General features: G+C 34.9%; 12 protein-coding genes and 1 tRNA gene. 6 read left to right on the plus strand and 7 right to left on the minus strand.

Features of this window, described 5'->3' with window-relative positions:
- Positions 1 to 154 precede the first annotated feature (154 nt).
- The 3 genes from CLU83_RS18230 to CLU83_RS18240 all read right to left on the minus strand — a co-directional run bounded on the left by CLU83_RS18230 (position 155) and on the right by CLU83_RS18240 (position 3,228).
- On the minus strand, positions 155 to 403 hold the full coding sequence (locus CLU83_RS18230; RefSeq protein ID WP_100432931.1) for a hypothetical protein: 249 nt from the start codon (positions 401 to 403) through the stop codon (positions 155 to 157).
- Between the two features lie 173 nt (positions 404 to 576).
- Complete coding sequence (locus CLU83_RS18235; RefSeq protein WP_100432932.1) at positions 577 to 1,386, minus strand: LytTR family DNA-binding domain-containing protein; 810 nt, start codon at positions 1,384 to 1,386, stop codon at positions 577 to 579.
- 300 nt (positions 1,387 to 1,686) lie between these two features.
- Positions 1,687 to 3,228, minus strand: a complete 1,542-nt coding sequence (locus CLU83_RS18240) for a glycine--tRNA ligase (protein ID WP_100432933.1) — start codon at positions 3,226 to 3,228, stop codon at positions 1,687 to 1,689.
- Positions 3,229 to 3,324: 96 nt separating this feature from the next.
- Between CLU83_RS18240 and CLU83_RS18245 the strand changes: the two genes are divergently transcribed.
- The gene (locus tag CLU83_RS18245) at positions 3,325 to 4,008 is read left to right on the plus strand and encodes a ComF family protein (protein WP_100432934.1); all 684 of its coding nucleotides are present in this window, start codon (positions 3,325 to 3,327) and stop codon (positions 4,006 to 4,008) included.
- 44 nt (positions 4,009 to 4,052) lie between these two features.
- Positions 4,053 to 4,913 (plus strand): carboxypeptidase-like regulatory domain-containing protein, encoded by an 861-nt coding sequence (locus CLU83_RS18250; RefSeq protein WP_100432935.1) that lies wholly within the window; start codon positions 4,053 to 4,055, stop codon positions 4,911 to 4,913.
- 177 nt (positions 4,914 to 5,090) lie between these two features.
- Here CLU83_RS18250 and CLU83_RS18255 read toward each other — a convergent pair whose 3' ends face one another.
- From CLU83_RS18255 to CLU83_RS18265, 4 genes are read right to left on the minus strand one after another with little or no spacing between them, the layout of a single operon-like run.
- Entirely contained in the window at positions 5,091 to 7,352 is a 2,262-nt protein-coding gene (locus tag CLU83_RS18255) for a hypothetical protein (protein WP_100432936.1), read from the minus strand.
- A complete protein-coding gene (locus CLU83_RS18260) occupies positions 7,312 to 8,316 on the minus strand; it encodes a hypothetical protein (RefSeq protein WP_100432937.1) in 1,005 nt (334 codons plus the stop codon). Before CLU83_RS18260 ends, CLU83_RS18255 begins: the two co-directional genes overlap by 41 nt.
- Before the next feature lie 22 nt (positions 8,317 to 8,338).
- The gene (locus CLU83_RS22310; protein WP_198512312.1) at positions 8,339 to 8,509 is read right to left on the minus strand and encodes a hypothetical protein; all 171 of its coding nucleotides are present in this window, start codon (positions 8,507 to 8,509) and stop codon (positions 8,339 to 8,341) included.
- 2 nt (positions 8,510 to 8,511) lie between these two features.
- A complete protein-coding gene (locus CLU83_RS18265; RefSeq protein WP_100432938.1) occupies positions 8,512 to 9,270 on the minus strand; it encodes an enoyl-CoA hydratase/isomerase family protein in 759 nt (252 codons plus the stop codon).
- A gap of 128 nt (positions 9,271 to 9,398) precedes the next feature.
- Here CLU83_RS18265 and CLU83_RS18270 point away from each other — a divergent pair.
- The 4 genes from CLU83_RS18270 (at position 9,399) to CLU83_RS18285 (ending at position 14,149) form a co-directional block, all read left to right on the plus strand.
- Positions 9,399 to 9,472, plus strand: a tRNA-Ala gene (locus CLU83_RS18270).
- Positions 9,473 to 9,897: 425 nt separating this feature from the next.
- The gene (locus CLU83_RS18275; protein WP_100432939.1) at positions 9,898 to 12,015 is read left to right on the plus strand and encodes a prolyl oligopeptidase family protein; all 2,118 of its coding nucleotides are present in this window, start codon (positions 9,898 to 9,900) and stop codon (positions 12,013 to 12,015) included.
- 840 nt (positions 12,016 to 12,855) lie between these two features.
- A complete protein-coding gene (locus CLU83_RS18280; RefSeq protein ID WP_100432940.1) occupies positions 12,856 to 13,626 on the plus strand; it encodes a threonine/serine exporter ThrE family protein in 771 nt (256 codons plus the stop codon).
- 1 nt (position 13,627) lies between these two features.
- Positions 13,628 to 14,149: a threonine/serine exporter family protein gene (locus CLU83_RS18285; protein ID WP_100432941.1), complete on the plus strand. Its 522-nt coding sequence runs from the start codon at positions 13,628 to 13,630 to the stop codon at positions 14,147 to 14,149.
- Positions 14,150 to 14,281 lie beyond the last annotated feature (132 nt).

Below are 14,281 nucleotides of genomic sequence, written 5' to 3' on the forward strand. Positions count from 1 at the left end.
TATTAGTGCAACCTATAAAAATAGCTAAAAAAAAGAACAATATGTAGTAGTTTTTTTTCAATTTCGAATTTTGGATCGTATCAAAAATACTAAATCTTTTTATATAAAAAAAGGCTGTCAATTTTTTGACAGCCTTTTTTTATATTTTGGGTTTTTAGTCTACTTTTCTGTTATCCCCAGTTGACTGTCCGCCATTTCCGTCAATTTCAACAATTTGATTTTTAAAAGAGCCTCCGTTATAATCTACTTTTCTGTTATCTCCAGTTGATTGTCCGCCATTTCCATCGATAGATGTGATTACTGTATTATCAGTAACTGATGTTGTTGAATTGTTTGGAGAGGCGAATGAAGTTGATACTAATACTAATGCAAATAATCCGATTGTTAAGATAGCTTTTTTCATGATTTCTAGGCTTTATGTTGTTGTTATTTTTTACGTTTTTGATTCCGTTTGCGTTGGAATTCTTTAGTAAAACTAAACAGTAAGCCTCAATAAACAATTTAAAAACAGCTGTTTATGGTAAATGGAGTTCGTCTGATAGTGAATGAATAGCAATTTGGAGTGAATGGCTATTTTTAAGTTTCAATGTAATTTTCATTGGCAAATTCGCTTATAATAAAGTCGATATTTGTTTTATAAGATTTAGAAAAAGGCAGTTTTATAGTGGTCTTTTTAATGTAGCATAAAGAGTTTCCGGTGTGAATTCTAGAAATATAATTTCGGTTTACAATGTAGCTATTGTGTATTCTTATAAATGGATTGGACAAAACTGATTCAAAATGTTTCAGAGTTTTGAATGCTGTTATCATTTCACCATTTTTCAAATGAATATCTGTTGAGTTATTATCAGCTTGGAAATAGCAAATTTCGTCAGAATCAATATAGCGGTAATCACCATACGATTTGACGCATAGGATAAATGATTTTTTATTGTTTCTTGATTCAATCTTTTCCAGATTTTGTTTTTCTTTAGAATTTGGATTTTGAACAAGAACTATTTCATCTTCTATATTTATTTTGTTCAATTTATGAATCAATTTTACAAAATCGATTACTAATAATGGTTTTAATAAATAATCTACAACTTCATATTTAATACAGTCGAAAGCAAAATCTTTTTTCTTGGTTGTAATAACAATTTTTGGTAATTCTTTCAGATACATTAATAACCCGTTTATTAATTGTAAGGATAGATTACTGTTTTTGTCACTAGGATCTATTTCCAAAAATATGAGCCTTGGCATGTGTTCTAAAATTAGATTCACGCCATCTGCATAATTATCAGTGGAGCCAAGAAAGTTTAATTCTGAAAATTCGCTGGCCATTGCCTTTGTTTTCAAAACACTCTCAGGATCATCGTCAATAATGATGTAGGTATAATTCATTTTTTTGGGACTTAATTTTAATATTGTATTTTAATTCTTTTTTATAAAGTTTTTATTTAAAAATAGAAGTTTCAAAAGAATAATCTAGTTTCAAAAAAAGCTAATTTTAGCAAATAAAAAAATAAAAACACTCAAAGTTATGTTTTTTTATTATAAATAAATCAAAAGGGGTTATAAAAATTCAATGGTATTTTACTGAAAATTAAACATATACGCTAATATTTGTATGTATTTTTTGATTCAAAGCAAAAAAAATGCCTCTCAGTTGAGAAGCACTTTAAATAGGTTGTAATGTTATGATTACATTTTCATCAGCCAATTTTTCATCGAAACTTCATTTTCGATAATAGATTTCAATTCAGAGATAGCAACACGATCTTGTTTCATTGTGTCTCTATGACGAATCGTTACTGTTTGATCTTCCACAGTTTGGTGATCTACAGTGATACAGAAAGGAGTTCCTAAAGCATCTTGTCTTCTGTAACGACGACCTACTGCATCTTTTTCGTCATAAGATACATTGAAATCCCATTTCAAATCATCAATGATTTTTTTGGAAATTTCAGGTAATCCGTCTCTTTTAATTAATGGCAAAACGGCAGCTTTTGTCGGAGCCAAAACTGCTGGTAATTTCAATACTGTTCTGGTTGAACCGTCTTCCAGTGTTTCTTCTTTTAACGAAGTCGCGAAAACCGCCAAGAACATTCTGTCCAGCCCTACTGAAGTTTCCACCACATAAGGAACGTAGTTTTCATTCAGTTCAGGATCAAAATACTGTAATTTTCTGCCTGAATATTGTTCGTGAGCTTTTAAGTCAAAATCAGTACGTGAGTGAATACCTTCCAATTCTTTGAAACCAAACGGGAAGTTGAATTCAATATCGGCTGCTGCATTGGCATAGTGTGCCAATTTTTCGTGATCATGAAAACGGTAATTTTCTCTTCCTAAACCTAAGGATAAATGCCAGTTCAAACGAGTGGTTTTCCAATGTTCATACCATTGCATTTCTTCGCCTGGGCGCACAAAAAACTGCATTTCCATTTGTTCAAATTCACGCATACGGAAGATGAATTGTCTGGCTACAATTTCGTTTCTAAAGGCTTTTCCAGTTTGTGCAATCCCAAAAGGAACTTTCATTCTTCCAGATTTTTGCACGTTTAGGAAATTCACAAAAATACCTTGTGCTGTTTCTGGACGTAAGTATAAATCCATTGCCGTATCTGCAGAAGCTCCTAGTTTGGTGCCGAACATCAAGTTGAATTGACGCACTTCAGTCCAGTTTCTAGAACCTGTTTCAGGATCTGCAATTTCCAGTTCTTCGATTAATGCTTTTACATCTTCTAAGTCGCCAGCTCCTAATGAACGACCCATTCTTTCCAAAATTTCTCTTTCTTTAGCCAGATATTCTACTACTCTAGCATTAGTTGTGATGAATTCTTGTTCGTTGAAAGCGTCTCCAAAACGAGCTTTCGCTTTTTCGATTTCTTTTTTCGCTTTTAGATTTAGCTTTTCAGCATAATCTTCAATCAAAACATCGGCCCTGTATCTTCTTTTGGAATCTTTATTGTCTATCAATGGATCGTTGAAGGCATCAACGTGACCAGATGCTTTCCAGGTTGTTGGGTGCATCAATATCGCTGCGTCCAGTCCTACGATGTTATCGTTCATTTGAACCATCGATTTCCACCAATATTCGCGTATGTTCTTTTTTAATTCTACTCCGTTTTGTGCATAATCATAGACTGCACTTAAACCATCGTATATTTCGCTTGACGGAAAAATAAATCCGTATTCTTTTGCGTGCGAAACTACATTCTTAAATAAATCTTCTTGTTTTGCCATAGTGGTGCAAAAATATAAAAAGGGAAATTAAAAAAAGAAAAAAAATGAAGTTTGAATATATGGTTTTCTTATTTTTATGGATAAATCAACTTTTTTATGTTTAAATCCCTGATTAATTTATTTTTCCCAAAGGTTTGCGCTGGCTGTAAATCATTTATAGGCACTAATGAACACATAGTTTGTACGGTTTGCCGTCATGAACTGCCTTTGACGAATCATCATTTGAATCCCGAAAATGAAGCTTTCAAAAAGTTTTATGGACGGATTCCAGTGGAATACGTATCGGCTTTTTTGTATTTTCATAAAAAAGGAATGGTTCAGGAACTAATTCATAATCTGAAATACAAAGGACATGAAGAAATAGGCACTTTTTTGGGCGAATGGTATGCATCCGATTTAAATAACAGTCCGCTTCCAAAAGATATAGATGTGATTATCCCAGTTCCATTACATAAAAAGCGTTTGAAAGAACGTGGCTACAATCAGGTTACGAATTTTGGAATGGCTTTGTCCGAAAATTTTAAAATCCCATTGAATGATTCCATTCTGATGCGGAAAGTATATTCTAAAACACAGTCAAAGAAAAGCTTTTTGGGAAGAACGGAAGGAATTGAAACGGTTTTTGATGTTTCTTTTTCCGAAAAAGACACTAATAAACATTATCTCTTAATTGATGATGTTTTGACCACCGGAGCCACCCTCGAAGCCTGTTCGAAGGCATTGCTAAAAATTCCCGGAGTAAAAATCAGTATTCTTTGTATGGCGATGGCGCATTCTTGATTTTAATTTATATATTCGTAGGTAATGATCTTTAAATTTTAAAAATGAAGATACTAATTATCTCCCTTACTATTTTAATTATAAATTTTAATTGTTATGGGCAAACAAAAAAAATAGTTGGAGAAGTCCGAAATTCTAAATCTAACTTAGCATATGTAAACATTGGGATTGCAAACAAAACAGTCGGTACGGTATCAAATGCCGAAGGATTTTTTAATCTTGTTTTGAATGATGCAGTCAAACCAAATGATACTGTTACTTTTTTTTATGTTGGTTTTAAACCCGAAAAATATTTGGTTTCGGAACTAAATAAAGAAAATAATATCATTTTACTTTCACCAGAACAGATGGAGTTGAATGAAGTTGTGGTTAGTTCAAATAAAATTAAATTAAAACCGGAAAAAATAGGAAGGGAAACCAAAGGGTTAAGTTTACCGAATTCGAATTCTGGGGGAAATGTTGACGACAGATTGAGTAAAGAAAATGGTATGAAGCTAAAAATAAACAGTAATTGCCATATAAAAGACTTAAATTTTGATATTACTACGAATGATTTTGCTTCTCTTAAATTTAGAATTAATTTTTACAAAATAGTGAATGACTTGCCGACAGATTTAATTGTTCAAAAAGATATTATTTTCGAGATCAAAGACAGCTATTTGGGACGATTTAAGGTTGATTTAGAACCTTATAAAATCTATTTTAAAAAAGATATAGGTGAAGTGGCTGTTTCAATACAATGGCTTGAAAGTATAAAGAAAGATGAAAAAAGTAAATTTTTTTCTATTTCAACAGTAGCAGCTTCGCCAATAAACACAGCATACTTTAGAGCAAAAGCGATGGACACTTGGAAGAAGAGCCGTCAAAGTCTTAGTTTTTATTTGGAAACTGAATTTCTGGATTAAACTAAAAGATCTTGTTTATGTACGTGAAGGATGGAAGCAAGTTACCGAAGTAACGCGGACAGCCTGACAGCATAAAGAAAAGGAACCGATTCACCAGTACTGTGATTTGGTCCTTTTGCTTTATGGTGGCACGCCCAAACTAACTTTGGCGACCTAATCTATTAATGAAAACTGTAATTATTTTTGAACATAGGTTTTAAAATACCCGCATTCGTTGATAATTTCGTTATAGTACTTAGTTTTTGAATAATTGGTTTTAAGGCTTTTGAAACCCTGCCAAGCGATAAAATTGGTCTGATCATCCTGAATGTCCCAAGTCGATAAATTAAGCGAATAATATTTTTTGTTATAATATTCGTTGCGTTCACATTTGGCAATCATATATTGTGTTTTGGCTTTTTGCTCGTTGTTTTTAGCAGATGCAGATGCTTTTTGATAATAGGCTTTCGCCAAAGAACAATTGATAATCATGTCTCTAATTGGATCTCTGAAATAATCGGGGCTTGAACCATATCCGGCAATATTTCCTTCATGAAAAAGACGGGCGTTACCAAAATGCGTGATGTTGTAAAAAGCATTTCCGAGTAAAATACTGTTGTTGTAAACATCGGTTTGTTTGGCAACATTCTCCTGTAATTTTTGAATAATCGTAAGGAAATCAAGCATGGTATATTTCTTTTTTTGTGGCGCCTGATGATCACAATCGTGACAGTCTTTGATGTTTCCGAGGAATGGATTGCCATAAAAAACAGTGTTTTGTAACTTATCCGATTGTTTCATGAAAGCAATGGCCTCGGGAATTTTGTTCTGGAAAGTGGCTTTAACCGCTTGAAAATAGTTAATATCTGCCAATTGTATGGAATAGATGGAAGCTCCAATTTTTTCAATTTCGGTTTTGTTGGTTTTGGACAAAAAGGCCTTCATTTCCAGCAGTTGTTTTTCATTGTCATAATAACCAGATTCATGGTTGAAAATCTCGGTCATTACCGTATTTTTTTGCGAACGGTATAGTGATGCCAAATAATTTTGGCTCCAAGCTGTAGCATTTTCATATCGGAAATCATCAATCGGTTTTTTAGGCAGTTCCAAATATAACCAAGACAAATCGGCAAGGATTGTTTTCTCATTTTCAGGATTCAGCTGGTCAATTTTGCTGAGGTTGTTGACCAATCGCAATACCCGAACCTGACTGACAGCCAAAGGAGTTTTTGGCATTTTGTTTTCGGCTTCATTAAAGTTTTTGTCCGCTTGCTTGAAATTTCCGTTTAAGGTTTCCAGATAGCCTGCAGCTACATTCCATAAATACGGTTGCACAGTTTTGTTGGATTCTGCAATTTTGGCAACCAAGTTAATAGCCGTTTTACGGATGCTGTCTTTGGCTCTTTTTTTGTTTTCAAGAACGGTTTTGTCTTTAAAAGAACGGTCTATTTTGTTTTCTTGATTATTGATTAATCGGGTCAGTAAATAATCAATATGAGGGCTTTTTGGCTGCAGTTTATAGATTTCGGCAATAGCTTTTTCTTCGTCATTATAATAGCCATGTATCGCCCAAAGAGCCGCTTTCTCTTCATCGGTTTTAGCCATTCCTAAGGATTGTTTCCAATCTTTTTCTTCCTGTGGATGAAAGCAATAAGCCGAAACTACACGCATTGTTGGGCATTTGTCAAAAACCTTACTATAAAGGAAATTGGATTTGGCATAGTTTTTTTGTCTGTATTCAATCCCGGCCAAATATGCCAATGCTCTGTAATACAAAGTGTTTTTGGGTGCTGCTTTTTCGGTTTGGTTAAAGAAAGTGATCCCATTTGCTGGTTTGTCACTATAAAAATTAGCTTTTACAGTCAAAAACCAATATCTGTTTTTTAGGAAAGGATCTTTGGTTTCATTATATTTTTGTTCTAATGATTTGATCCATTTGAGATCGGATATAACTTGTTTTTTTACAGTTTCATCATAACCCCATGAATCGAAGCGTTGGGTAGAATAAGTCTCAACTATTTGAGCATCATTCAAAAAGAACAGAAAGTCTTTGGTTTTAGAATCATCTAATTTTATTTTTTTATTCCATTTTTCAGATGTTTTATTGGCTTTTCCTTTTTTGTAGTACATAAATAAATCGGCAACATCAGCACTGCTGGAATCTGTCAAGAAAAAATTCAAATCTTTTTCGTTAATTCTGTTTTCTAAATAAGCTGACCAATCTTTGATATTTTCGCTGTTGAATCTCGTAAGATGTTCTGTATCGAAACCAATTCCGTAAAAAACATCAGAAGATAAAAACAGTGGCGAATAGGATTTATCGACAAAAGTTTCGGGAGTGAAATTAGAATCAAACGACCAGCCCCAATCACCATCTGAACAGGCATAAATAGTTCCGTAAACTAAAAGGGTCAGTGCACTAAAAACAATCAGTAACTTCTTTAAAAATGTTTTTTTCATAATTTTTTAAATTGAATTCGTCTAAATCGTAAAAGATTATTTCCTTTGGATTTTGAGTTGTATTTTCCTCGATATCATCTGCCATTTCGAGCAAATCATTTCGTGATATAGTTTCTATTTTTAATTGGTCATTTTGTTTATAAAAAACACCTGCTGTAAAGTTGGAATTTTTAACGGTAAACCAATTCTTTTTTGTAGGAACAAAACTATTGTTATTTTTTAAATTATTAATGTCAATTTTGTTCCGAAGGCCAATTATTTTACCATCTCTTATATGAATTCCCCACGAATAAAGGGGCAACGCAATGTTTATGGGCAACGGATAATTTTGAAGACTCGATAAATAACGGTTTGCAATGTTGCGGTCGTATATCGAATTTAGAGAATCGGGAGCTATTTTGCCCATATTGTAATACATCAGCACACCACGATCGACATTTGGAATTTTTGTTTTTTTGAAATATTTTACCTGATGCAAGCGTATGGTTGCAGAGAGTTTTTTATTGGAAACCTTTCTAAAAACTTCAATAAACCGCAAGTAATTGCCTTTGCTCTCCAGCGTCCAATCGCAATCGATTTGGATTTCGTGGACGGCTATATTGTTTTTGGAGTTGATTTGCTGAATGAAACTATTTGCTTTTTCTGCCAAATCCATCACATCTAATTTTTTGTCCAGCATCACTTTATTTTTGATGTAAATCACTGGAACGATTTCGAAATTACTGGCAGTATCTTCAAAACGGATTGGAGTTCTTGGATATGGTTTTTCAGTTTGCGGGCTAAGATCAATATCAAAATACCGAATGTAAAGTCTCTTGACTTCGTTTTCAGTCAAGGTGGTTTTTTCTTTTGGCGAAAGCCTGAAAATAGTTTTCCAATAATAAAAAGAAATTACAGGCTGTTCCTGCTGCTGGCAGGAAATACAGAAACAGAGGATAACACCAAAAAGAATTATTTTTTTCAAAGAAAAGCTATTTTTTAATGAGTTATTCTTTTCTGTTTTTGGCTCGATGGTAAGTCCAATAGGCTAATAAAACCAATATAATGAATGGTAAGTAAGAGCCGATAAGAACACCTATTTGATAGCCGTCATTAGGGGCATTTTTAATTTTTTCTTCAATGTTTACCTTTTGAAGCAATAAGATTAAAGTTGTCATTATTATTTAATTAAAGCATTTTTTGTAAAATCAGAAAGGACTAATTTACCTGAAATTGCAGCTCTTTCTTTTAGTAATTTGTTCCAATGTGCTGTTCCTTCCCAAAACACTTTTTTCATTTCGGTAAGTGCTTCTGGATTGTAATTGGCTAGTTTTTTGGAGAAAGAAGCTATTTCAATGTCAAGATCTTCTGATGTTTCCAGAATTTTAGCATATAATCCTTTTTGGAAAGCCCATGCAGCTGTTTTCCATTCGTGTGCTGCCAAAGTCATTTCGGACATTGCCATTTTGCCTATTTTTCTGCTCACGGCGGGTTCTATCACAAAAGGACCAATTCCAATCGCTAATTCGGATAATTTAATACTGCTGTCTTGAGCTGCCATTGCATAGTCACAAGCGGCAATGATACCAACACCTCCGCCCACAGCTTTGCCCTGAATACGCCCGATGATTATTTTTTTGCAGGAACGCATTGCATTAATCAAATTAGCAAATCCGGTAAAAAAACGAGTTCCTTCATCAAATGTACTCACAGCCAGTAATTCATCAAAGGAAGCACCAGCACAAAACGCTCCTGTTCCTTCACTTTTTAAAACAATTACTGAAACCTCTTCGTTGTCACTCAAATAAGTAAGCTCGTTTGTTAATCGATCCAGTAATACTCTTGGAAAAGAATTACTGGCAGGATGTCCAAACTGCACTGTAGCTATTTTGTTTTCGATGACTGTTAAGAGTGTTCCGTTTTTATCAGATGTCAGCATAAGACGTATTTTGATGTAAAGTTAAAAAAGTAACCGAAGCAAAATGGTATTATTTTTGGATTTGAAGAATAGTCTTTTTGAAATTTGCATATTCCTATAATTATATCTTATATTTGCGCCATCAAGCTGGGGGATTAGCTCATTTGGCTAGAGCGCTTGCCTGGCAGGCAAGAGGTGGTCGGTTCGAATCCGATATTCTCCACACATTAAACCCGAACAATGTTTGGGTTTTTTTATGCCTTTTCGTTAAAAATAGGTTTTAAAAAATATGAATGTCCGCAAAGAGTACCATGTATGTTTTTTTGCCACTGATTACACAGATTCTCACAGATTTCATTACACTTTTTGAAAAATCTGTGTAAATCTTTTTAATCTGTGGCTAATTCTATCTGCTTGGTATTAGTTACGGATAGTCATATTAAAAAATATTGAATCATTAAGAGATTAAGGTTCATTAAGACTTAACTTATTTCTTTGATGGCTTTAAAAAAACAATACCTGTAATATCTTCAGTAAAACAGTTCTATTCTCCATAAATTTTAGTTTTTTTAAAGTTAAAACTGATTTTTAACTTTAATTTCTCAAAAAACTTTCCTTATTTTGTTAGGTACTTAATCTAACTTCAAAATGAAAAAAATCCTATTTCTGATGGCCGTATCTACTTCATTGACTTCTTTGGGGCAAACCCAAAAAGCAACTCCAATAACCTATCCAAAAACAGCAAAAGGCGAAACAGTTGATGTTTATTTCGATACCAAAGTAAGCGATCCCTATCGTTGGCTCGAAGACGATAAATCGGCCGAGACAGGCGCTTGGGTGAAAGAGCAGAATAAAGTTACTTATGATTATCTGTCCCAAATACCTTTTAGAGACGCTTTGAAATCCAGACTCGAAAAACTTTGGAACTACGAAAAAATAAGCGCACCATTCAAGGAAGGAAATTTTATTTATTATTACAAAAACAACGGACTGCAGAATCAGTCTGTTTTGTATCGAAAAAATGATAAAGGCAAAGAAGAAATCTTCTTGGATCCGAATACTTTTTCAAAATTAGGAACGACTTCATTAGGCGGAGTCGATTTTTCTAAAGACGGTTCTAAAGTAGCCTATTCCATTTCCGAAGGAGGAAGCGACTGGCGAAAAGTAATTTTGATGGATGTCAATAATTTCAAAAAGCTCGAAGACACCTTGGTCGATATCAAGTTTAGCGGTGTTTCTTGGAAAGGCAACGAAGGATTTTATTATTCCAGTTATGACAAGCCAAAAGGAAGCGAACTCTCGGCCAAAACCGATCAGCATAAACTGTATTACCATAAACTGGGAACAGCCCAAAAAGATGATCAGGTTATCTTTGGCGCAGACCAAAAACGCCGTTATGTGGGCGGATATGTTACCGAAGACAATCATTATCTGGTAATCACTGCATCTAATGCTACTTATGGAAACGAATTGTATATTCAGGATTTGACCAAGCCAAACAGTCCTATTGTAACGATTGTCGATAATTTTGGCAGTGACAGCACTATCATTGAAAACGAAGGCAGTAAATTATTCATAGAAACCGACCTAAATGCTCCCAACAAACGAATTGTGAGTGTAGATGTCAGCAATCCAAAACCTGAATACTGGAAAGACGTAATTCCCGAAACCGAAAACGTTTTGACGCCAACCACAGGGGCTGGTTACATCTTCGCCAATTATATGAAAGATGCTGTCTCGATTGTTAAGCAATATGAATATTCGGGTAAATTAGTGCGCGAAATTAAATTGCCGGGATTGGGAACGGCCACAGGATTTGGAGCGAAAGAAACCGAAAAAATACTCTATTATTCATTTACCAATTATATTACGCCAGGAACGATTTATTCTTTCGAACCAAAAGCTGGAAAATCTGCGGTTTATGAGAAACCAAAAGTAGATTTCAAAGTCGAGGATTATGTATCATCCCAAGTTTTTTACACTTCCAAAGACGGGACGAAAATCCCAATGATCATCACTCATAAAAAAGGACTGAAACTCGACGGAAAGAACCCAACTATTCTTTACGGATACGGCGGATTCAACATTAGCCTGACGCCTGCTTTTAGCGTGTCCAATGCGGTTTGGATGGAAAACGGCGGTATTTATGCCGTGGCCAACCTTCGCGGAGGCGGAGAATACGGCAAAAAATGGCACGATGCAGGAACCAAAATGCAGAAACAAAACGTCTTTGATGATTTCATCGCTGCCGCCGAATATCTAATCGCCCAAAAATACACATCTTCTAGTTTCCTAGCCATTCGTGGCGGATCCAATGGCGGATTATTAGTTGGAGCTACCATGACACAGCGTCCTGATTTGATGAAAGTCGCTTTGCCAGCCGTGGGCGTGATGGACATGCTGCGCTACCACACCTTTACCTCGGGTGCAGGTTGGGCTTTCGATTATGGAACTTCGGCAGACAGTAAAGAAATGTTCGAATATATCAAAATCTATTCGCCGGTTGCCAATGTAAAAACAGGCGTTCAATATCCCGCGACTATGGTCACCACGGGCGATCATGACGACAGAGTAGTTCCAGCACACAGCTTTAAATTCGCTGCTGAGCTGCAGGAAAAACAGTCAGGAACCAACCCCGTTTTAATTAGAATCGATATCAACGCAGGTCATGGAGCTGGAAAATCATTGGCGGCAACCATTCAGGAAAGCTGCGACATACAGGCCTTTACGCTCTATAATATGGGATTTACAGCATTGCCAAAATAATAATAAGGAGCTTAATCCTGCTGTACGCTGCAAGCTTTTTCATAAAATTGCCATTTTTCTAAGGACAAAAAGGAGCTTCCGCTGGTCGCTCTTTTTGTCCAAGAAAAATGGCATTTTATTTCAAAAGGCTTTTCGCTTCCATCAGGGCTAGGGCTGCAGTTTTCATAAGAAACATTTCATTTGAAAAATATTAAGTGATTTTATCCCAAAGTTTGCTGTAAGTCATTGCGAGGACAGGGCATTCGCTTTTAAAATTTTCTGTCACAAATTACACAGATTATCACAAATTTTAAAAATTGAATTGAACAAATTCTACCCGTTTTAAGAGTTCGTGTAATTAAAACAGATTGTAATTCGTGTAAATTTGTGTTTAACTTTTTTTAAATGCGAATGCCCTGTTGCGGGGAACGAAGCAGCCTCGTTATGTATTTCCATTGCAGTATTCATCACAAAGTTTTTCCTCAATCTTGTCAGGAATTGACAATAATGTAAAAACCACAAATACAGTATAAAAGATTAAATTATCTTTTTTAAACCCAAAAAAAAGATGATTCTTCAAAATGATATGTCTAAAAATGCGTTTTTCACAAACTCGAGTCGTTCTGAAGACGTTTTTTGAGCTTCCAAATCTTAAAATTAAACTCAAAAATCAATAAACAGACTCCAAAAAAAATTAATCCATGCCTTATTTTTGTGGTTTTTCTCACTTTGCGACAAGCGAAATCGTTAGAAATCCCTTGTTATTTATTATCTCAATAAATTAATGCTTTCATGATGTATATCATTATTTTAAGGTGCTAAATCCGTAAATTTGAGAGTAAAATTAACAACCGCATTTATATGGAAATTGCAAAACCAAACAAATATGAACTGGGAGAAATGCTCCTGGAAATAGGTTCCTTGCTCATCGTTTCAGGAGCCAATACCGAACGTGTCAAAGTCACTATCAGCAGAATCGCTGGTGCTTTTTGCTGCGATTCGGATTTAATGATTACCAATCATGCTTTGATGATTACCGTAAAGTATAAAGATCAGATTAAAACATTCACCAGCGTAAAATGGGTGCCCAATATGCATCTTAATTTCAATCTCATCTCTGATATTAGTACGATGAGCTGGAAAATAGTAGAAGAAAAATGGTCGCTGGAACGTATAAATAAGGAACTAAAATTACTGGACCGCAAAGCTTTGTATCCAAGATTTGCAGTTCTTTTTTTGGTTGCCTTGGCAGGAGCCTCTTTTTGCCGATTGTTTGGAGGAGGATTAACCGAAATGATTCTTTGTTTTTTAGGCAGTTTCTTGGGGCTTTTTGTAAGACAGGAAACTATGAAACTCAAATTTAATTTTTACCTGTGCATCTTTTTTGCATCCTTAACTTCTTCTTTCTTGGTTGGAGTTTATTCTTTTTTAAATCCTGGAGGAGAATTCATCCATGCATTATCCACTTCCGTTTTGTTTTTGATTCCTGGAGTGCCAATGATTAATTCTTTCTCCGATTTTATTGACGGAAACATCTTGAACGGAACCACCAGAGGCGTAAATGTTTTGGTTATCGCTTTTGCAATAGCATTAGGATTGATGGTTTCATTATTAATTTTTAATTTACACTAAAATGGATTTTGCATTATTAGAAAAAGGAATATGGTTAGGTTGTGCAGGAGTAGGTTTTGCTGTATTGTTCAATGTTCCCCGCCGAACCTTAGGCGTTATTTACATCATCGCCGCGCTGGGCGGATTGCTCAAATTTTATATGATTTCGCTCGAAATAGGATTGGTTTTTGCCGCTTTTTGTGGATCGAGTCTTATAGGTTTTTTAAGCGTTTTAGCGGCACATTACCGCAAAGCCCCGCCAATGACCTTTGCGCTTCCGGCATTAATTCCAATGATTCCTGGATTTTTTGCCTATAAAGCCATGGTAGGTGTTATGAAATTAACTGCCGAAAAAGATCCGGATGTTTATTCTAAGCTTTTTTTTGAAACAGCAAACAATGGACTCTCGGCTTGTTTTATCATTTTGGCATTATCCGCAGGAGCCGCAATTCCATTATTAGTTACCAGAAAAGAAACCGTTAAGAGAATTAAAACCGATACCGTTTTAGAAAAGGAATTAGAAAACTTAGAAGAGGAAAATTAAAACAAACATATTAGATTACTTAAAACGCCAGTCTTTCGACTGGCGTTTTTTTTTTGTTTAAAATTGAAGTGCCGATAGAGAAGTGGTACTTCGAACCAATAACAGAGGTAGGTCGTACCAATAGTATTGGTA

The organism is Flavobacterium sp. 1 (genome assembly GCF_002797935.1).
GTDB lineage: Bacteria > Bacteroidota > Bacteroidia > Flavobacteriales > Flavobacteriaceae > Flavobacterium.

What these genes read in the sequence shown, in the direction of transcription:
- CLU83_RS18230 (WP_100432931.1), bottom strand. Translation starts at nt 403, where the DNA reads ATGAAAAAAGCTATCTTAACAATCGGATTATTTGCATTAGTATTAGTA.
- CLU83_RS18245 (WP_100432934.1), top strand. Translation starts at nt 3,325, where the DNA reads ATGTTTAAATCCCTGATTAATTTATTTTTCCCAAAGGTTTGCGCTGGC.
- CLU83_RS18285 (WP_100432941.1), top strand. Translation starts at nt 13,628, where the DNA reads ATGGATTTTGCATTATTAGAAAAAGGAATATGGTTAGGTTGTGCAGGA.
- CLU83_RS22310 (WP_198512312.1), bottom strand. Translation starts at nt 8,509, where the DNA reads ATGACAACTTTAATCTTATTGCTTCAAAAGGTAAACATTGAAGAAAAA.
- CLU83_RS18250 (WP_100432935.1), top strand. Translation starts at nt 4,053, where the DNA reads ATGAAGATACTAATTATCTCCCTTACTATTTTAATTATAAATTTTAAT.
- CLU83_RS18235 (WP_100432932.1), bottom strand. Translation starts at nt 1,386, where the DNA reads ATGAATTATACCTACATCATTATTGACGATGATCCTGAGAGTGTTTTG.
- CLU83_RS18275 (WP_100432939.1), top strand. Translation starts at nt 9,898, where the DNA reads ATGAAAAAAATCCTATTTCTGATGGCCGTATCTACTTCATTGACTTCT.
- CLU83_RS18240 (WP_100432933.1), bottom strand. Translation starts at nt 3,228, where the DNA reads ATGGCAAAACAAGAAGATTTATTTAAGAATGTAGTTTCGCACGCAAAA.
- CLU83_RS18255 (WP_100432936.1), bottom strand. Translation starts at nt 7,352, where the DNA reads ATGAAAAAAACATTTTTAAAGAAGTTACTGATTGTTTTTAGTGCACTG.
- CLU83_RS18280 (WP_100432940.1), top strand. Translation starts at nt 12,856, where the DNA reads ATGGAAATTGCAAAACCAAACAAATATGAACTGGGAGAAATGCTCCTG.
- CLU83_RS18265 (WP_100432938.1), bottom strand. Translation starts at nt 9,270, where the DNA reads ATGCTGACATCTGATAAAAACGGAACACTCTTAACAGTCATCGAAAAC.